The following is a 19,603-nucleotide window of genomic DNA, read 5'->3' as shown; positions in this document are numbered from 1 at the left end:
TCAAGGTTTGCCCCCGATTTTAGCTGAAAAAACTTATCGGGGACTGTTGAATTAGTTGATCACTACACTGAAAACTCGATGTTCCTAGAGTATGCAGGATTTCGTTGGGTTTCAATCCATCCTACCCACTAGTTAATATATATTTTTTGATTTTGGTATGCCTTCCATAAATGTTTTAATATCCAATTATCTTCATTTAGTAGTAATGATTTTGATATTAGCTCAAAATCATCAGAAATATATGAGGATATTTCGGGATTTTGGGTGTGCAGAAAAGTATTTTTAAATGATATTTCTCTGATTTGATTAATTATTTCAACCAAATCATCATCTAATTTTACTTTTTCAAGGTTGTTGAAATTTCCTAACCATTCACTTTCAAAGCTCTCGTCTTCTCTCAGGTTGAAAAAATCCTCTTCATTTATTTTTTCCATGAAGTTAAAAAAATTAGTTTCTGAGATGATGTTTTTTAGCAAAAATAAACTTTGTTTATTCATTTTCTACCTCATGTGTAAGCCTTTAGATATTAGCCAATCTTCAATTAAATCAACTGCTTTTGATGGGGGTACATTTGTTCCCAAAGTATAAGTTCCATTTGGAGATTTAACATCTACGAATATATCGTCTAATTTTTCATATGCTTTTCTATAAGCATCAAATAATTGTGCATCAGTTGGGTAATGCGTTGAACGATATCTGGGGGATTAGCCATAGTAAAAAGCGTGTAAAAGAATGGGCAAATTTTAACCTAATGCCCAATGATATTTCAATAAATGATATTAATTTGGTTGATTTTTAGGGGAGGCAGACTGCTTGAATAATGTGTTATCTGTAGATTTTAAAGAACAAAGGTAATGGTTTCAGATAGTATTATCATTTTATTTGGATATAAATGCTTGTCTCACACCTTGCTACAATCTGTACTTACTACTGTATTTGCTAATATATTCTCATAATTAACAACAATATCTGTTGAAAATACAGATTCATTACTAACAATATATAGTCCAGATCTGCTGATAATTACATCGGATTCATCGGAAGGATAGATGAAATCGTCCCAATAATTAAGAAATGAAAATTTATTGACTATTGCAGCATATTTTTCGGACCAAAAAAATAATATTTTTTCTCCTTTTATTGTGCCTAATAAAAAGGATTTTGTTTTTTCAAATTTTTCAAAATCTATCTGATGAATTTTTTTATATTATATTTACCATTGGGAATTAGAGAAAAATGTGATTCTGATAAATACATTTTCCATAAGTATTTTGCACTGTTTTCGTTAATGAATATAACGGAGTTTTTTTCAGAAAAAGACATCTTACAATCTTCATCGTTAAATCTCCAAGATATAGGGTGTTGATTATCAAATCTATTCATAAAAAATATGTCCCATGCCACCAAATTTTTTGCCTAAAGACCAATCTTTCCATTTGATATGAGGTAAATTATTGTCTGGAGCATTTGTATGACTTTCATTTGGATGGTGTTCAAATCCTTTTTTATAACTTTCATTAGAGTAAGTTGGATAATTGTCTATTTTCCCTTTTGCTTGTTTTAATAACTCTTCAGCGGTCTCTTTATTTGGCACTCTAAAATTAGAATTTCCTCCGTTTTTTATTGTCTCTACAGCCTTTCTCCACTCTTTAGAATTTGGCTTCAGTGTAGGTAAATTAATTGCATTACCAACGTCATTTCCTGTTAGCCCACATTTGACAAGCCCAAACGGAACTATCCAATGTATGGGATTATGAACATAAGAATAAGGTGTTTCTCAGCCTTCTTATTTAGGTAAATTCATAAGTAAATAATGAACAGCTCCTAAACCAGCAATACCTTGGTTTTTATATTTATTATAATCCTCTTCCGTACAAATTCTAATTTCGTTATCTCTAATCATAATTACATTTCCCACTCGTCGCTTTGTTAGCAATGTTTCTTTTTCTGAAATATTTTCATGTCCAATGATTTCCCAGTTACCATTTTTCAATTCACTATTACCAGTATAAATAACTTCGTCCATAAACTCTATTTTATCTAAGGATTTTGGTTTTTCTGAGAATGAAGAAATTGAAGGGATGAATCCAATCATATCTTTAAAATATGATGATAAGAATATTAGCTTTCCTACCCTGTATTTATTTTCTAAACTTAGTATTTTTCTACCAATCTTAATATCGTTTATAAAAAACAAATCACCCTCAGCAAATGTGTTTTTCATGTAGCTACCTTATATTTTTTTAATACATCATTAAATATTGTATTACCCCAATCAGCAGAATCCCCTGCAATATTGTATATTCCAGAATTAGGATTAGATGGAGAGTAAGATCTTATTTTATTCATTAAATTAGTTAATGGATTTGTTGATTTAGCTCCACCCAAATGATACATCATGGAGCGTTGGTTTAGAAGTTTTAAATATGAGTGGATGGCATATGGTGGTTATGTTGATTTTGAAAGTGCGGTCAACGATGTGAAAGATTATGTGATGTACTACAACCACATTCGCTCACATAGCTATAATCAAGGTTTACCCCCGATTTTAGCTGAAAAAACTTATCGGGGACTCTTGAATTAGTTGATCACTACACTTTAGTAAAATATTTATATATATGATTTAATTATATAAATATTAAGTATGGGGGATTTATAATGTTTTTAATAATTCAGGAAAAGAAAATGAGAAAAGATGCAGTTCAATTTGCTCTTGATAATAACAGACTAGAAGGGATGCAAGTAGATGATGAAGCCATTGATATTTTTAACCAGTGGGCAGATGGCGTTATTTCATTTAAAGATGTAGAAGAAGGCATTTATGAGTTATGTGGAATCCGATAATTACTTAGACAGTACAGATGGTGTAATAGACAATTTTGTTGCTGTTACACCGATTCCCTCTACAACTTCAATATTTCCTTCACAAACGGAATCGTTAATTTACGTTGGGCTTGTAATGAAGCGTTATCAAGTTGTGCTAGGGCGTTGAATAAGGTGTGCATATCGCGATCCAAGCGTTTTAACAGAAAATTGGCGGTTTCATCGGGTAATTCAATACCGCGTTCACGTGCATTTTGTTGAAGTGCGGTAATTTTTTGCTGATCATCTAAAGCGTAAAGTTGATAGATCTCGCCCCAACGTAGGCGTGTTGCTAAATCAGGTAAATTAACTTGAATTGCATTGGGTGATTGATCCGCACTGAGTACCAGCAAACAATTACCGAGCTCTTTAATACGATTAAACAGATCAAAAAGCGCTAATTCCCATTCACTATCGCCAAGCACGCATTGAAGATTATCCAAACACACCAATTCATTTTGTTCTAAATTATCCAGCACAGCAGGAGAGAAATAGGCTGATTTATCCAAAGGTACATAAAGTGCGGTTCGATTTTCAGCAAAATAATGATTAGTCAGCGCACGTAATAAATGACTTTTACCACAACCTTGCGCCCCCCAAATATAGAAAAAGGGTTGCTTCAACTCAGTGAAATTTTGACGCAAAGAATTAAGTAGCAAGAGATTATTCCCACCATAAAAATTTGCTAGGGTATCGTCATTTTGTGGTTGAATCGGTAAAGAAAGCTGCATTTAACTAAACTCCAATTCCACCGCACTTTCCCCTAAGAAAGCGACTAATTCCGTTAATAATTCATCTGTAGGTTTAATACACCATTGCACGCCTAATTTAACGAGTGCACGCCCTTGTGGGCTGTCATAATAAATATTGATCGGCAATGTACCACCACTGTGAGGTTCAACAATTCCCTTAAATTGCTTAATAAAGTGCGGTGTAATTTGCGCTTGTTTTAAACTAATCGCAAGACTTTTGGCGTATTGTGTACGAGCTTCATCAAGGGTGATTAATTCCCGTGCAGACATTCGCAAGCCTTGGCTAAAATCATCAAAGCTCACTTGTCCTTTGGCTATAATAATGCTGTCTTTTTGTAATTTATCACCAAACTGTTCAAGGGCTTCGCCAAACAGCGTAATATCCAATTTTCCTGAACGATCTTCCAAGGTCGCAATGCCTAAACGATTGCCTTTTTTAGTGACGGCAAAGCGTGAGGCTATCACTAATCCGCTCACTGTGCTGATTTCACCACGGCGGTTTGGCACAAGATCTTTTAACCGCGTAGCACTGTAATGCGAAAGTTCTTTTAAATAAGGGCTAATCGGATGATTGCTTAAATATAACCCCAAAGTTTCGCGCTCACCTTCTAGTTGTTGTTTTTCCGTCCAACGTGGCGTATTGGCATATTTTCGCTCAACCTCTTCATGGCTTTCCGTTAACACCCCAAACATATCACCTTGTCCAATTTCTTCATTTTTGGCAAATTGACTCGAAGATTGCAAGGCATCCTCAAGGTTTTTCGCCAAGGCGGCACGGTGTGGCCCGAGCTTATCAAACGCCCCTGATTTAATCAGATTTTCAAAAGTTCGGCGGTTAATTTGTTTTAAATCTACACGTGCACAAAGATCAAATAAATCCTTAAAAATCCCCCCCTCTTGACGCGCACTCACTAACGCGTCAATCGGCCCTTCACCGACACCTTTGATTGCGCCAATACCATAAACAATTTCCCCTTGTTCATTGACACTAAAAGGACGTTTTCCCGTGTTAATATCAGGCGGTGTGACTTTTAATCCCATGCGCAAACATTCATCGTACAGACCCACGATTTTTTCAACATTATCCATTTCAGAAGTCATTACTGCTGCCATAAATTCTGCCGGGAAATGCGTCTTCAACCAAAGGGTTTGGTAAGACACCAGGGCGTAAGCTGCTGAGTGAGATTTGTTAAAACCGTAACCCGCAAATTTTTCCACTAAGTCGAAAATTTTCATGGCAAGATCGCCATCTATACCTTTTTTGATCGCCCCCTCTTCAAACACCGACCGCTGTTTGGCCATTTCTTCAGGTTTTTTCTTACCCATTGCTCGGCGTAATAAATCCGCACCGCCTAATGTATAACCTGCAAGTTCTTGCGCAATTTGCATAACCTGTTCTTGGTAAACAATGACCCCATAGGTAGGCTCTAAAATGGGTTTCAAACATTCGTGTTGATATTGGGAATCAGGGTAAGCGACTTCCTCACGACCATGTTTACGATCAATAAAGTTTTGCACCATTCCTGACTCTAACGGACCTGGGCGGAATAATGCCACCAACGCAATAATATCTTCAAAACAGTCTGGTTGCAGACGCTTAATCAAATCTTTCATACCGCGAGATTCCAACTGGAACACGGCAGTAGTTTCCGCATTTAACAAGGTTTGGAACGAATCAGGATCATCTAAAGGAATACTTTCAATGCGTACTTCCGGCTTGCCCTCACGAGCCATTCGTGCATTGATCATTTCCAATGCCCATTTAATAATGGTTAACGTACGTAATCCCAAGAAGTCAAATTTTACTAAGCCTGCATATTCCACGTCATTTTTATCAAAATGCGTCACCGGGTGTTTGCCTTCGCTATCACAATATAAAGGTGAAAAGTCGGTAATCAGCGTCGGAGAAATCACAACGCCACCGGCATGCTTCCCAGCATTGCGCGTCACGCCTTCCAATTTACGCGCCATATCGATTAATGCTTTGACTTCTTCATCGCTATCGTAGGCATCTTGCAACTGCGGTTCCATGTCAAAAGCTTTGGCAAGCGTCATACCCGGATCCGGCGGAACCAGTTTTGAAATACGATCCACAAAACCATAAGGATGTCCCAAAACACGCCCCACATCACGAATTACCGCTTTAGCCGCCATAGTACCAAAGGTAATAATTTGTGATACTGCGCCTCGACCATAGGTTTCTGCCACATGTTCAATCACTCGGTCACGACCCTCCATACAGAAGTCCACATCAAAGTCAGGCATGGAGACACGTTCCGGGTTTAAGAAACGCTCAAAGAGTAAATCAAATTCAAGGGGATCTAAGTCGGTAATTTTTAAGGCGTAAGCTACCAAAGAACCCGCACCCGAACCGCGCCCCGGGCCAACAGGTACACCGTTATCTTTTGACCATTGAATAAATTCCATCACGATCAAGAAATAACCAGGGAATCCCATTTGGTTAATCACCCCTAATTCCGTTTCCAAACGCTCATCATAAATCTCGCGTTTTTCTGACCGCACTTTAGGGTCTGGGAATAAAAACGCCAAACGTTCTTCCAACCCTTCACGGGCTTTTTCAACCAAATAATCTTCCGTAGAAAGATCGCCGGTCGGGAACTTCGGCAAGAAATAAGTACCTAGACGAATGGTTACATTACAACGCTGGGCAATGAGCACCGTATTTTCCAACGCACTCGGAATATCGGCAAACAAGTCACACATTTCCTGTTCGCTACGAAAATATTGTTGATCCGTATAAAGTTGCGGACGCTTTGGATCATCTAAGGTATAGCCATCATGAATGGCAACCCGAATTTCGTGCGCCTCAAAATCATCGGATTTTAAGAACATCACATCATTGGTAGCCACAACAGGAATCCCATATTGACGAGCAATTTTTAACGCACCTTGAATATAGGTTTCTTCATCTTTATGCCCTACGCGCGTCAATGCCAAATAAAAATGATCCGCAAAATAGTCTTGATAAAAACGCACCGCACTTTCTACATCCGCCCAATGCTCTTTCAGAATTTTCTGTCCAACATCACCTTTACGTCCGCCTGAGAGAATAATCACGCCTTCGCGATGTTCAATTAACCATTCTTGGTCAATATAAGGCAAATCATCATAACCGCGCTGATAAGCCTTTGAAAGTAAAAGGGTAATATTTTTATAGCCGGCATCATTTTTTGCCAATAACGTCAGTTCAAAACGATCATCGCCCAACAGCTCACTTTTAACCAACACATCCGCGCCAATAATCGGCTTCACCCCTGCGCCCAAGGTTTCCCCATAGAATTTCACTAACCCACAGAAGTTAGTAAAATCCGTCAACCCCATCGCCACCATATTTTCTTGCACGCAAGCCTTCACCAACGGTTTCACCTTGGCAATACCGTCAATCATAGAAAAATCGCTATGCGTACGTAAATGTACAAAACGAGGTTGGGTCATTGGAAATCCTTTTTGAGATAAATTACAGGACAAAAGTGCGGTCTATTTTAGTGGAATTTTGGAATTTGCTCAAATTGAATAGCGAACCTGTGTAGTCACGGTATCGAAGTTTCAAGCACATCAAAACGTTTGCATGCCTACACAGGATGAGCATAATTAATGGCTTAATCGTTACGCAAGGACACCATTAATTGATCGATTTTGAAATTATCAGTATCAATAATCTCAAATTTGTATTTATCGTAAAGCACAAAATCGGTTTTTTTCGGGATTTTGCGTAGCATGTACATCATAAATCCAGCGATGGTTTCATAGTTTTCCCAATCAGGAAAAGCTTCAATATCCAAAGCACGCATCACATCTTCAAGGGGTGTTGCGCCATCAATGAGCCACGAAGTTTCATCGCGGCGAACAATTTGCTCTTCTTCGCTCGAAACCAACTCGCCCATGACAATGCTCATCACATCGTTTAAGGTCACAATCCCCACCACCAACGCATACTCATTCACGATAACCGCAAAATCCTCCCCTGCGGATTTAAATAATTCCAGCACTTCGTACAGCGATAAGGTATCAGGAATAAACAAAGGCTTGCGCAACAAGCGTGTATCCGTTAAAGAGACTTTGTTCTCGCCTTTTAAATACATGGTTAACAATTCATGCGATTCCACATAACCTAAAATTTTATCCAAGCTACCGTCACAAATAGGTAATTTAGAATGGCTGTCGGAACCGAGAGTCTCTAGGACTTTTTCACGATCAAAAGTGCGGTCTAAAAACACAATATTTTCGCGAGTCGTCATGGTAGATGTCACCGTGCGCTCTTGCATATCAAAAATATTTTCAATCAAATAATGCTCTTGCGCTTTAAGCACCCCCGACTCAGCCCCGGCTTCTACCACAGCCACAATATCTTCAGGCGTCATACTGTCTTCTCGCACCGTAGAAATGCGCAATAAGCGAAAAATACCATTGGCGATGCTGTCAAACACCCAAACTAATGGACTTAGCAAGAAAATACAGACTTGCATAATTTTCACGGTTTTCAGCGCCGTTGCTTCCGGATAGCTCATGGCAATGCGTTTCGGGATTAAATCCGCGATTAAAATAAAGGAAAAGGTCACGAGCGCAAAAGATGTCCAAGAGGCAACAGCGGCTAAAACGGCTTCAGACACATAAGCACGCAATCCCTCTTCCACATAAGGCGTTAATGCACTTTCGCCTAACATCCCTGCAAGCACGGCAACCATATTGAGTCCGATTTGAACAACCGTGATAAATCGCCCCGGTCGTTCTTGCAAACGCAACACCTGCTCGGCTTTTTGATTACCTTCGTTCACCAATGCTTGTAATTTTAACTTACGCGCACCTGCCAAGGAAATTTCTGCGGAAGAAACCACCGCACTGATCACAATTAAAATCAGAATAATAAAAACAGGTTCAAGCCATCCCATGATTATGCCTCGCTATCAAACCAACCACGGATAAACTGAATACTAAAAAACAGGGTTAACACACCGAGTGCATAGAAAATCCAGCTTAAAATTGGGTGGGAGCCTTGTTCTTCAGTGACTTCTTTCATCGAAATCACATTACGAAACTCATTAAACATCACCATATTCCAACCATAATATTTCACTTCCACCATTTTTTTGTTTTGCGCAAAACCCGAGGCGCGCGCTTGTTGCACGGCGGAGTCAAATTTGAAATAAAATGGAAACGCCCAACGCGTGTCTTCGTTGCGATAAACCATAGGTTGGGCTTCATCAGCGCGTTGTGTATAAATATAATACACATCTCGCGTTGGACCATCTTCAGGATTCGCTTTAGTAATCGGCCCATCTTTATCCACACGCTTTACTTCCACACCGGTAACGTAGGTAGTTTCATAATGGGGAAAAACAAAGTTAATTCCAGCAAACAACACCGTGTGAAATAACACCACAACGGTAATTAAAAAATATTTAATCAATTTACGCATTTTGTATCCTTACGTATCCAAATTAGTTAAAAAAGTGCGGTTTATTTTACTTGAATGTTAAACAATCGCTCAAAATTTTCTGTGGTAATCTTGGCGAATTCTTGTGGTGTCACACCTTTCAATGTTGCCACATATTCACAAACTTCTCGCGTGTACGCAGGCTGATTTTCCTTACCTCGGAACGGTACAGGCGCGAGATAAGGACTATCCGTTTCCACCAACAAACGATCTAAGGGGACATAACGGATCACATCGCGCAAATCCTCTGCATTTTTAAAGGTGACAATTCCCGAACAGGAAATATAAAAGCCCAAATCTAACGCCTTTTCCGCAAATGCCATGCTTTCTGTAAAACAATGAATCACGCCACCGCACTTTTCTGCTTGATTTTCACGCAATAAGGCAATGGTATCCTCCCCGGCTTCACGAGTATGAATAATTACCGGCTTATTTAAGGCATTTGCCGCTTGAATCTGTTGGGAAAAAACCGATTGCTGTAAAGCCTTGTTCTCCGCGCTGTAATAATAATCTAACCCAATTTCACCAATGGCGATCACTTTCGGATGCGCCGCTAAGGACAATAAACGCTGATGATCATAGGGTTCATCCGCTAAATCCAAAGGATGCACGCCGCAAGCTAAAGAGACATTATCCAAATGCGCCAACATATCGCGCTGTTTTTCAAAACGACTTAAGGTCACGCCAATATTCAATAAATGACGAACACCACGCAAACGGGCTTTTTCTACCACATCATCTACATTTTCGTGTAATTTTTCATAATCCAAAGCATCTAAATGACAATGGCTATCTACAATAAACATATTCTTTCCTATTCAAAAATAACAGAAACGACAATACCGCCGTATAGATTTTTCTAACAAATGTTGTTTGAACTGATTGTAAAGAGAAAGTGCGGAGAAAACAAAGGTTTTCTATAAATTACTGCCTAATCTTACCTGACTAATGATTTATAAATAAAACCTCTTATACCCAGAAAATGTCAATTTTTTGAATCAGATCACAGAATTCACCAAAGCTTTTTGATAGCATTATTTCAAATAACACCCTCATTATTGGAGCGAAAAATCATGTTGGAAACACGAAGTTTATTAACGGGAAGTTTCGAATTAATTAAAAAGAAAAATGTTCTTGCTTTTGGTTTTTCTGTATTATTTTCTATCGGAGTGACCCTATTTTTATCTGATCCTAGCTTTACAAAGATTCAAAATTCCGTCCTTTTTTTACTCTTTCTCGCCATCAGCTTATGGGTAACTGAAGCCATCCCCCCATTTTCGGTGAGCATTTTAATTGTGGGTTTTCTTGTTTTAGTCATGGGAAAAAGCGAAGCGCATGATGCCATTCAGTATCTGCAAACTTGGTCTGATAGCGTCATTTGGCTATTTCTAGGTGGCTTCTTTTTAGCGGAAGCCATGAAAAAAACAAAGTTGGATCTGATGTTATTAAAAACGGTATTACCAAAATTTGGAACAAACCCAGTGCATGTTTTATGGGGATTAATGTTTCTCACCGCCGTCATGTCAATGCTAATGAGTAATACCGCAACAACCGCCATGATGATTGCCACTCTCAGCCCCTTATTCAATCGAGTTGAACAAAATTCTAACCTTTCAAAAGCGTTATTATTAGGTATCCCGGCAGCGGCATCTGTAGGTGGTATTGGCACAATCATTGGATCCGCGCCGAATGCTATTGCCGTTGGTGCATTAGAAAAATTAGGCTACCCTATTTCTTTTTTAGAATGGATGATTGTGGGAACACCACTTGCATTGGTGCTATTGCTTATCTTTTGGTACGTTTTAATCAAAAAATATCATATTCAACAAGAAGAACACCTTAACTTTGATTTTCTCGCTCAAGCGCCTTCAAGTCACACAAACCGTGTGGAAAATTTACATAAAATTATCGTTTTGATTATTTTAGCTATCACCTTATTCTGTTGGTTAACGTCAAAATGGATCGGCATTCCTGTTGCCGCTGCGTCAGGTATTCCTATTGTTGGTTTAACCATGTTAGGTGTACTAGATGCCAAAGACATTCGTCAATTACCATGGGATACATTAATGCTCGTAGCAGGTGGCTTGGCATTAGGCTTAGCTATTGAAGAACAACAAATTGCCACACATTTTGTAGAAAAAATCAGCCATATCCAATTAACTTTCATGTGTTTGCTCTTTGTGTTTGCTTTCATTACCGTCATTTTATCTAACTTTATGAGTAACACGGCAGCAACTACGATTCTTATTCCAATGGGCGTGTCCTTGCTCTCGATGGTCGATGGCGATATCAATCCAATGATTTTACCTTTAGTGATAGGTTTAAGCGCATCCTGTGCCTTATTCTTACCTGTTTCCACCCCACCCAATGCCATCGCCTTTAGTACAGGGCTTATTCAACAATCAGAATTCCGTTTAGGCGGTATTGTGATTGGTTTATTAGGTCCAATTTTGAGTATTGCTTGGATTTTAGCGGTAATTCATTTCTTTTAGCCCTAAAAAAAGTGGGCATATTGGTTTGCCCACTTTGTTCATTACTTATACTTAATTCGCAATCCCTTTATGACGCAACAAGGCATCTAAAGTCGGTTTACGTCCGCGGAAACGCTCAAAGAGCACCATGGGTTCTTCGCTGCCACCGCGCGTCAAGATTTCATCTAAGAAAGATTGGCCTGTGACCGGATTGAAAATGCCTTCTTCTTCAAAGCGCGAAAAGGCATCCGCTGAAAGCACTTCTGCCCATAAATAACTGTAGTAACCTGCCGCATAGCCACCTGCGAAAATATGGCTAAAACTATGTGGGGTTCTTGCCCAATCTACACCATTGATCACAGCGACTTCTTTTTTTACCGATTTCAAGGTGTCTAAAATTTGATGTTGTTTGCTTGGGTCATAATAATGATGTAAACGGAAATCAAATAAACCAAATTCTAATTGACGCAAAATAAACATCGCCGCTTGGAAATTTTTCGCTTTGATTAACTGGCTTAATTTTTCTTTTGGCAACGGTTCACCTGTTTCAAAATGCCCTGAAATAAAGGCAAGTGCTTCTTCTTCCCAACACCAGTTTTCCATAAATTGGCTTGGCAATTCCACGGCGTCCCAAGGTACACCATTAATCCCTGAAACATCACCAACATCCACTTTAGTCAACATATGATGAATACCATGACCAAATTCATGGAAAAGCGTGGTCACTTCATAATGTGTAAATAATGCCGGTTTATCGCCCACTGGCGCATTAAAGTTACAAGTCAAATAAGCGACCGGTTTTTGGATATTCCCTTGAGTTTTTCGCTTACGCCCAACGCAATCATCCATCCACGCGCCACCACGTTTGTTTTCACGCGCATATAAATCCAAATAAAAACTACCACGCACTTCATCCGTTTCATCAATTAAATCAAAGAAACGCACATCTTTGTGATAAGTATCCACATCAAAACGCTCTACCGCGCGAATATTAAAAATGCGTTTAACTAACTCAAAAAGCCCTGACAACACGCGTTCTTCAGGGAAATAAGGGCGCAATTCTTCGTCATTAATCGCATACAAAGCTTGTTTTTGTTTTTCACTGTAAAAAGTAATATCCCAGGGTTCAAGTGCGGTCACATTAAACTGTGTTTGACAAAAATCTTCTAATTCCGCTAATTCTTTTTCACCTTGCGCTTTTGAACGCGCTGCAAGATTTTCTAAGAAATCTAATACTTGTATTGGATTTTCTGCCATTTTAGTGGCGAGTGAATAATCGGTATAACGTTCAAAGCCGAGTAATTTTGCGAGTTCAACACGTAAACTGAGAATTTCTTCCATAATTGCCGTGTTATCCCATTTTCCTGCATTTGGACCTTGTTCTGATGCGCGTGTGGCAAAAGCACGGTACATTTCTTCACGCAATTCACGATTTTCACAATACGTCATCACAGGAATATAGCTTGGATATTCAAGGGTAAAACGAAAACCCTCTACGCCTTTACTTTCTGCAGATTGTTTTGCCGCTTGTAGCGCACTTTCAGGCAAACCTTTTAACGCATTTTCATCGGTGATAATTTTTTCCCACCCCATGGTGGCATCAAGCACATTGTTACTAAATTGCGAACTGAGTTCAGATAAACGCGCCATAATTTCGCCATAGCGTTTTTGTTGCTCTTCAGGCAATGAAATCCCTGAAAGCTCGAAATCACGCAAACTATTCTCAATGGCTTTTTTCTGTGCCACACTGTAATTTTCATATTCAGGACTATTTTTTAACGCTAACGTAGCCTGATATAAACCTTGATGTTGCCCCACCCAAGTGCCATATTCCGATAACATTGGCAAACACGCTTGATGGGCTTCACGCAGCTCCGGGCTGTTTTTTACTGAATTTAAATGACTCACCGGTGACCACGCTTTATGCAAACGGTCATTGACTTCAGAAAGCGGTTCGCAAAAATTTTCCCAAGTAAAGTGCGGTTGATTAACGACGCGTTCTGTGGTTTCACGACATTCTCTAATAAGTTGCTCAATGGCCGGTTGAATATGTTCCGGCTTGATTTTTGAAAATAACGGAAGTGTCGTATTTTCAAGTAATGGATTTGTCATAATTGTTCCTTTTTGGTATAAAGTCTGTATTAAAGTTGGGTTGGATTGTATCAAAAACAAGGGTAAGATGATACGAGTTAACCCTTATTAACATTTTTATCTATCAGAGAAACTTATGCAAAATTATATTATTGAAGTCAACGAACAAAACCTCACAGAAACATTACAGCTTTCACAACACACCCCTTTAGTCTTAGTTTTTTATGCGCCAAGCCACGAATCTTCCGTCAATTTCACCGCACTTTTAACCCATTACGCTGAGAAATACCAAGGACAATTTGTACTTGGGAAAGTCAATTGTGAAACAGAACGTAGCATTGCCATGCAATTTCGTATCCAAGCCTTACCCACCACTTATTTATTTAAAGAGGCACAAGCCTTAGATGCATTCCAAAGTGAATTGCCTGAAGAACAATTACAACAGCGTTTAAGTGTAATTTTGCCAAAAGAAGAAGAGGTTAAGTTCAACCTTGCTTTAGAATTTCTGCAAGCGGAAGATTATGAGCAAGCCTTGCCGTTACTAAAAGAAGCCTGGGAATTATCGGATCATAAAAATAGCGATATTGCACTACTCTATGCGGAAACCTATATCGCCATGAAAAAAACAGACCCGGCCAAAGAAATTTTAAGTAAAATCCCATTACAGGATCGCGATAGTCGTTGGCAAGGGTTACAAGCCCAGATCGAGTTATTAATTAAAGCCGCGGATACGCCTGAAATTCAACAACTGCAAGCAGATTACAATAAAAACCCGACACCTGAAATCGCATTAAAATTAGCCTTACAATTGCACCAAGCCAATCGAAATGAAGAAGCATTAGAATTGTTATTCGGGATTCTACGCCAAGATCTCAGTGTGCAAAATGGCGAAGTGAAACAACAGTTTTTATCTATTTTAAGTGCTTTAGGCAGCGATCCATTGGCTAATAAGTATCGCCGATTATTATATTCACTACTTTATTAATCAAAACTCGCTTATAATCAACCGCACTTCTGATTAACGAGAGCAAAAAGGATACATTATGTCAGAGATTAAACACAGCAAATTATTAATTTTAGGTTCAGGCCCTGCCGGCTACACAGCGGCTATTTATGCAGCTCGTGCAAACTTAAAACCCGTTTTAGTCACAGGTTTACAACAAGGCGGTCAACTCACCACCACCACTGAAATCGAAAACTGGCCGGGAGATTTTGGTGATACCACAGGTCCAGAGCTAATGCAGCGTATGTTGCAACACGCAGAAAAATTTGACACTGAAATCATTTTTGATCACATCCATCGCGTTGATTTATCTTCTCGTCCATTCAAACTTTATGGCGATATGCAAACCTTTTCTTGTGATGCGTTAATTATTGCCACAGGCGCATCCGCGCGTTATTTAGGTTTGGATTCTGAAGAAGCTTATAAAGGTCGTGGCGTATCAGCTTGTGCAACCTGTGATGGTTTCTTCTATCGTAATAAACCCGTTGCCGTCATCGGTGGCGGCAATACAGCGGTTGAAGAAGCACTTTACTTAGCCAATATCGCCAGCGAAGTCCATTTAATCCACCGCCGCGACAGTTTCCGTGCAGAAAAAATCTTGCTTGGACGTTTAGAGAAAAAAATTGAAGAAGGCAAAATCATTCTTCATACCGACCGCACTTTAGATGAAGTGTTAGGCGATAACATGGGTGTCACCGGCGTTCGTTTAAAAGATACGAAATCAGAAGCCACAGAAGAAGTCAATATTGATGGTTTATTTGTGGCAATCGGTCATGCGCCAAATACAGAAATCTTCAAAGATCAACTTGAATTGAACAATGGCTATATTGTGGTGAAATCAGGTCTGGACGGCAACGCTACGGCAACTTCAGTAGAAGGGGTTTTTGCGGCTGGTGACGTCATGGATCACAACTATCGCCAAGCCATTACTTCTGCAGGAACAGGTTGTATGGCAGCATTAGACGCTGAACGTTTTTTAGATGCGCAAGAATAACTCTCATAAAATATATTAGAAAATAACGGACAGGCATAAAGCCTGTCCCTACAAAATTTGGTATTATGTCGCAATGACATAACGTAACGCACAGCAATCTGTAGGGGCAAATCACATTTGCCCCCAATTATTGGGACATTAGGGCGAAAGATATTTCGCCCCTACAAAATCCCTTCAATAAATTTAAATCTTGTGTCATTGCCAGTGAATACCACCAAACTCAAGCAAGTTAAAAATGGAAAAACAACGCCAAAAACACCTATTCAAATGGCTCCGCTCCCAACAACAAATCATCAAAAAAGAGCTAAACCTCAATGTTGGATTTGCCTCCCTATCTTCACTTATTTTAATTGCACAAACTTGGTTACTTGCAGATTTATTGAATCAATTTGTTACGCAGCAAACACCAAGAAATACGCTTATTCCTGAATTTATTGGCTTATTCTTTTGTTTTACTTTACGTGCTGTAATTCTTTATGCCCGTGAAAAAATTGGCTTTAAGTGCGGTCAAAAATTACGTCAATCTATCCGTCGGCAAATTCTCAATAAAATTCACGCGGTAGGGCCTGCAACTATTCAAGGAAAACCTGCTGGAAGTTGGGCAACTTTAATGTTAGAACAGGTGGAAAATCTACATAATTTTTACAGCCGTTTTTTGCCGCAACAAATGCTTTCCGCGATTGTTCCCGTGATCATCTTAATTGCAGTATTCCCCCTTAATTGGGCGGCAGGGCTGATTATGCTTTGTACTGCACCGCTTGTACCTATTTTTATGATTCTAGTGGGGATTGCTGCTACCGATAAAAGTCAACAAAATATGACCGCACTGGCTCAACTCAGCGGACAGTTTTTGGATCGCTTACGCGGATTAGAAACGTTACGTCTTTTTAACCGCACTGCAGAACAAACACAACACATCGAAAAATCTACGGAAAACTTCCGTGAAACGACGATGGACGTATTAAAAATGGCATTTTTATCTTCCGCCGTGTTAGAGTTTTTTACCTCGATTTCTATTGCCATTATGGCGGTTTATTTCGGTTTTAGTTATTTAGGACAACTCGAATTCGGACAATTGGGAACGGGAATGACACTTTTTGTGGGTTTTTTCTGCTTAATTCTTGCGCCAGAATTCTATCAACCATTGCGAGACTTAGGGACGTATTACCACGATCGTGCTGCGGCTATTGGGGCGGCTGATGCTATCGAAGAATTTCTACATCATGATTACCAAATTGCCCAATCACAAGTCAGCATGGAAATTCCTGCTCAAAGTGCGGTGGAAATTATCGCAGAAAATCTTGTAGCACTTTCCCCTGAAAGAAAACCCTTAACTCAACCTTTAACTTTTCATATTTCAGCGCAAAATCACACCGCACTTGTGGGGCAAAGTGGCGCAGGAAAAACCTCGTTAATGAATGTATTACTGGGTTTCTTGCCTTATCAGGGCAGCCTGAAAATCAACGGCGTTGAGCTTAATCAAACGGATTTAAGCCAATGGCGTAAACAAATTGCCTGGGTAGGGCAAAATCCCTTATTACTCCAAGGATCCATTAAAGAGAATCTCTTATTAGGTGAAATCCAGGCTACGGATGCGCAAATAAACGCGGCACTGACACAAGCCAACGCCAAAGAATTCACCGATAAAATGGGATTAGATACCCAAATTCGAGACGGCGGTATTGGTGTATCCGTAGGACAAGCACAACGCTTAGCCATTGCCCGCGCCTTATTGCGCCAGGGAAATTTATTGTTGTTAGACGAACCCACAGCAAGCCTTGATGCCAAATCCGAAAATCAAGTTCTGACAGCACTCAAGCAAATCAGCCAACAACAAACCACCTTAATGATCACCCATCGTATTGAGGATCTGAAACAATGCGACCAAATTTTAGTGATGCAAGCAGGACAAATTGTTCAACAAGGCAAATTTGAAGAATTAAAAGAACAAGGCTATTTTGCTGAATTATTGGCACAGCGTGGGCAGGATTTGAGTTAATTACCAACAAACGAGCGGGGACAGGGATAAACCCTGTCCCTACAAAAATAAACGGAAATAACAATGCAATATCGTAGAAAACCTTATCTTCGATTACCATTTTATGATTACTCTCAATATGGATGCTACTTTGTTACAATTTGCACTAAAAGCAGAGCAAAATTATTCGGTGATGTTATTAACTCAAAAATGCAATTAAGCCCTGTCGACATAATTATAGAAGAGCACTTATTATCTCTCACTCAAGATTTTCCCAACAATGAGTTAACCGATTATGTCATCATGCCAAACCACTTACATTTTATTTGGTTTAATAAAACAACGAGCAAACTCTCAGATATTGTTAGAAAATTTAAAGGTAAAACATCAAAGGCTTATCATTCGGCATTTAAAAATATTGGCTATGAACCACTTTGGCAACGTAGTTATTATGAACACATTATTCGTGATGAAAAAAACTATTTACGAATATCTAAATATATTGAAAATAACCCTGTAATGTGGACCGAAGATCGATTTTACTCAGAAATATAACGTAGGGACAGGGTTTATCCCTGTCCCCGCTCAAAATAAGATTAATTATTAATATAACATATGAAAGCACTACTCCCCTACATCAAACAATTCAAACATGCTAAAACATCCATTATCATCGGCACCATTCTGATGATTACAGGTTTAGCGGCAAGTATTGGTTTATTGACGCTATCAGGTTGGTTTTTAGCCGCAACCGCCATTGCGGGCGCAGGTTCGCTATTTAACTTTTTCTATCCATCCGCCAGTGTGCGGGGTTTAGCCATTGGTCGCACAGTGGCGCGTTACTTTGAAAAAGTGGTGACTCATGATGCAACTTTCAAAGTCCTTGCTAAATTACGCGTGCAAATTTTCAGTAAAATTATCCCGTTATCACCTGCTGTTCTTAATCGCTATCGCAATAGCGATTTACTCAATCGCTTAGTGGCTGATGTAGATACATTAGACAGCCTTTATTTGCGCCTTATTGCACCATTTATTAGTGCTACGGTAGTCATTACGCTAATTACCCTAAGTTTAAGCTTATTTAGTGTGCCATTGGCTTTATTGATGGGGTTTTCTTTACTTGCATTATTACTCTTAATTCCTACCATTTTCTATCATCTTGGTAACAAATTTGGCGCACAATTAACCCAATCGCGCGCTGTTTATCGTGAACAATTCGTTGAGTTTATCCAAGCACAAGCAGAATTATTGCTCTTTAATGCAGAAGATAAGTTAAAGGAAAAACTCAATCAAACAGAAAACCAATGGCAAGCGTTACAACAACGTGAAAGCAATTTAAGCGGATTTTCCACCGCACTGATGATGTTCGCCAACGGTTTATTAGTTGTCGTTACTTTGTGGCTGGCAGCTAATATGGATTTTGGTTCTGATGAATACCGTTTTGCCTTTATCGCCCTATTCACCATGGCTGCATTGGCAGCCTTTGAGATTTTAATGCCTATCGGTTCCGCCTTTTTGCACATTGGTCAAGTCATTGCTTCCGCGGAACGTGTGACGGATATTATTGAACAAGCCCCTTTAGTGCAGTTCAACGGTACAGAAAGTGCGGTCAATTTTTCCGAGATTCTCATTGAGATAAAAAATCTTTATTTTCGTTATCCTGAACGTCAGGATCTGGCTTTGCACAATTTAAATGTACAAATTAAACACAACGCAAAAGTTGCCGTTTTAGGGAAAACAGGCAGTGGTAAATCCACGTTATTACAGCTTTTGGTGAGAAATTATGACCCAACACAAGGGGCTGTTTTCCTTGGTGAAAAAAATATTGCCGCTTATACGGAAAATACCTTACGTGAACAAATGTGCTTTCTAACGCAACGCGTTCATGTATTTAGCGATACCCTACGCCAAAATTTACAAATGGCGAATAAATCCGTATTGCCGGATGAAAAAATGATCGCGGTATTAAATGCCGTTGGCTTAGAAAAATTATTGGA

The 19,603-nt window shown here is 39.3% G+C and carries 17 protein-coding genes; 8 read left to right on the top strand and 9 right to left on the bottom strand.

The features are described 5' to 3' along the window. Positions 1-128 precede the first annotated feature (128 nt). The 3 genes from Q0O89_RS08135 to Q0O89_RS08125 all read right to left on the bottom strand — a co-directional run bounded on the left by Q0O89_RS08135 (position 129) and on the right by Q0O89_RS08125 (position 2,224). Complete coding sequence (locus Q0O89_RS08135; RefSeq protein WP_293731204.1) at positions 129-497, bottom strand: hypothetical protein; 369 nt, start codon at positions 495-497, stop codon at positions 129-131. Positions 498-1,375: 878 nt separating this feature from the next. Beyond that, positions 1,376-1,594, bottom strand: a complete 219-nt coding sequence (locus Q0O89_RS08130) for a hypothetical protein (protein WP_293731203.1) — start codon at positions 1,592-1,594, stop codon at positions 1,376-1,378. A gap of 192 nt (positions 1,595-1,786) precedes the next feature. Next, entirely contained in the window at positions 1,787-2,224 is a 438-nt protein-coding gene (locus Q0O89_RS08125) for a hypothetical protein (RefSeq protein WP_293731202.1), read from the bottom strand. Between the two features lie 174 nt (positions 2,225-2,398). On the opposite strand from Q0O89_RS08125, the gene Q0O89_RS08120 reads away from it, so the two are divergent. Continuing rightward, a complete protein-coding gene (locus Q0O89_RS08120; protein WP_293731201.1) occupies positions 2,399-2,584 on the top strand; it encodes an IS3 family transposase in 186 nt (61 codons plus the stop codon). Between the two features lie 101 nt (positions 2,585-2,685). Further along, entirely contained in the window at positions 2,686-2,844 is a 159-nt protein-coding gene (locus tag Q0O89_RS08115; RefSeq protein ID WP_293731200.1) for an antitoxin VbhA family protein, read from the top strand. 59 nt (positions 2,845-2,903) lie between these two features. Here the strand turns inward: Q0O89_RS08115 and hda are convergent, their stop codons facing one another. The 5 genes from hda to Q0O89_RS08090 all read right to left on the bottom strand — a co-directional run bounded on the left by hda (position 2,904) and on the right by Q0O89_RS08090 (position 9,875). Then, entirely contained in the window at positions 2,904-3,593 is a 690-nt protein-coding gene (gene hda / locus Q0O89_RS08110; RefSeq protein ID WP_293731199.1) for a DnaA inactivator Hda, read from the bottom strand. Next, a complete protein-coding gene (gene dnaE / locus Q0O89_RS08105) occupies positions 3,594-7,070 on the bottom strand; it encodes a DNA polymerase III subunit alpha (RefSeq protein WP_293731198.1) in 3,477 nt (1,158 codons plus the stop codon). 164 nt (positions 7,071-7,234) lie between these two features. Continuing rightward, positions 7,235-8,524, bottom strand: a complete 1,290-nt coding sequence (locus Q0O89_RS08100; protein ID WP_293731197.1) for a hemolysin family protein — start codon at positions 8,522-8,524, stop codon at positions 7,235-7,237. A gap of 2 nt (positions 8,525-8,526) precedes the next feature. Next, positions 8,527-9,051 (bottom strand): DUF1523 family protein, encoded by a 525-nt coding sequence (locus Q0O89_RS08095; protein ID WP_293731196.1) that lies wholly within the window; start codon positions 9,049-9,051, stop codon positions 8,527-8,529. Between the two features lie 41 nt (positions 9,052-9,092). Then, on the bottom strand, positions 9,093-9,875 hold the full coding sequence (locus Q0O89_RS08090) for a YchF/TatD family DNA exonuclease (protein WP_293731195.1): 783 nt from the start codon (positions 9,873-9,875) through the stop codon (positions 9,093-9,095). A gap of 267 nt (positions 9,876-10,142) precedes the next feature. Between Q0O89_RS08090 and Q0O89_RS08085 the strand changes: the two genes are divergently transcribed. Next, complete coding sequence (locus tag Q0O89_RS08085) at positions 10,143-11,561, top strand: DASS family sodium-coupled anion symporter (RefSeq protein ID WP_293731194.1); 1,419 nt, start codon at positions 10,143-10,145, stop codon at positions 11,559-11,561. A gap of 51 nt (positions 11,562-11,612) precedes the next feature. Here Q0O89_RS08085 and prlC read toward each other — a convergent pair whose 3' ends face one another. Then, complete coding sequence (prlC, locus tag Q0O89_RS08080; RefSeq protein ID WP_293731193.1) at positions 11,613-13,652, bottom strand: oligopeptidase A; 2,040 nt, start codon at positions 13,650-13,652, stop codon at positions 11,613-11,615. A gap of 115 nt (positions 13,653-13,767) precedes the next feature. Here prlC and Q0O89_RS08075 point away from each other — a divergent pair, with 115 nt between their 5' ends. The 5 genes from Q0O89_RS08075 to cydC all read left to right on the top strand — a co-directional run. Continuing rightward, on the top strand, positions 13,768-14,616 hold the full coding sequence (locus Q0O89_RS08075) for a co-chaperone YbbN (RefSeq protein ID WP_293731192.1): 849 nt from the start codon (positions 13,768-13,770) through the stop codon (positions 14,614-14,616). A gap of 58 nt (positions 14,617-14,674) precedes the next feature. Further along, positions 14,675-15,628 (top strand): thioredoxin-disulfide reductase, encoded by a 954-nt coding sequence (gene trxB / locus Q0O89_RS08070; RefSeq protein WP_293731191.1) that lies wholly within the window; start codon positions 14,675-14,677, stop codon positions 15,626-15,628. 235 nt (positions 15,629-15,863) lie between these two features. Continuing rightward, positions 15,864-17,627, top strand: coding sequence for a cysteine/glutathione ABC transporter permease/ATP-binding protein CydD (gene cydD / locus Q0O89_RS08065; RefSeq protein WP_293731190.1), 1,764 nt, complete (start codon positions 15,864-15,866; stop codon positions 17,625-17,627). 63 nt (positions 17,628-17,690) lie between these two features. Beyond that, positions 17,691-18,161, top strand: a complete 471-nt coding sequence (locus tag Q0O89_RS08060; RefSeq protein ID WP_293731189.1) for a transposase — start codon at positions 17,691-17,693, stop codon at positions 18,159-18,161. A 60-nt stretch (positions 18,162-18,221) separates the two neighbouring features. Further along, a partial coding sequence (gene cydC, locus Q0O89_RS08055) for a thiol reductant ABC exporter subunit CydC (RefSeq protein ID WP_293731188.1) occupies positions 18,222-19,603 on the top strand: 1,382 nt, incomplete at its 3' end.

Origin of the sequence: uncultured Actinobacillus sp., from assembly GCF_945915845.1 — a bacterium.
In the GTDB taxonomy this organism is placed as follows: Bacteria; Pseudomonadota; Gammaproteobacteria; order Enterobacterales; family Pasteurellaceae; genus Exercitatus.
This window is presented reverse-complemented; position numbering and strand designations above follow the sequence as displayed.

Coding starts and splice junctions, on each gene's coding strand:
- dnaE (WP_293731198.1), bottom strand. CDS start 7,070: ATGACCCAACCTCGTTTTGTACATTTACGTACGCATAGCGATTTTTCT.
- Q0O89_RS08100 (WP_293731197.1), bottom strand. CDS start 8,524: ATGGGATGGCTTGAACCTGTTTTTATTATTCTGATTTTAATTGTGATC.
- Q0O89_RS08120 (WP_293731201.1), top strand. CDS start 2,399: ATGGAGCGTTGGTTTAGAAGTTTTAAATATGAGTGGATGGCATATGGT.
- Q0O89_RS08085 (WP_293731194.1), top strand. CDS start 10,143: ATGTTGGAAACACGAAGTTTATTAACGGGAAGTTTCGAATTAATTAAA.
- Q0O89_RS08135 (WP_293731204.1), bottom strand. CDS start 497: ATGAATAAACAAAGTTTATTTTTGCTAAAAAACATCATCTCAGAAACT.
- trxB (WP_293731191.1), top strand. CDS start 14,675: ATGTCAGAGATTAAACACAGCAAATTATTAATTTTAGGTTCAGGCCCT.
- prlC (WP_293731193.1), bottom strand. CDS start 13,652: ATGACAAATCCATTACTTGAAAATACGACACTTCCGTTATTTTCAAAA.
- Q0O89_RS08095 (WP_293731196.1), bottom strand. CDS start 9,051: ATGCGTAAATTGATTAAATATTTTTTAATTACCGTTGTGGTGTTATTT.
- Q0O89_RS08075 (WP_293731192.1), top strand. CDS start 13,768: ATGCAAAATTATATTATTGAAGTCAACGAACAAAACCTCACAGAAACA.
- Q0O89_RS08090 (WP_293731195.1), bottom strand. CDS start 9,875: ATGTTTATTGTAGATAGCCATTGTCATTTAGATGCTTTGGATTATGAA.
- cydD (WP_293731190.1), top strand. CDS start 15,864: ATGGAAAAACAACGCCAAAAACACCTATTCAAATGGCTCCGCTCCCAA.
- Q0O89_RS08125 (WP_293731202.1), bottom strand. CDS start 2,224: ATGAAAAACACATTTGCTGAGGGTGATTTGTTTTTTATAAACGATATT.
- hda (WP_293731199.1), bottom strand. CDS start 3,593: ATGCAGCTTTCTTTACCGATTCAACCACAAAATGACGATACCCTAGCA.
- Q0O89_RS08060 (WP_293731189.1), top strand. CDS start 17,691: ATGCAATATCGTAGAAAACCTTATCTTCGATTACCATTTTATGATTAC.
- Q0O89_RS08115 (WP_293731200.1), top strand. CDS start 2,686: ATGAGAAAAGATGCAGTTCAATTTGCTCTTGATAATAACAGACTAGAA.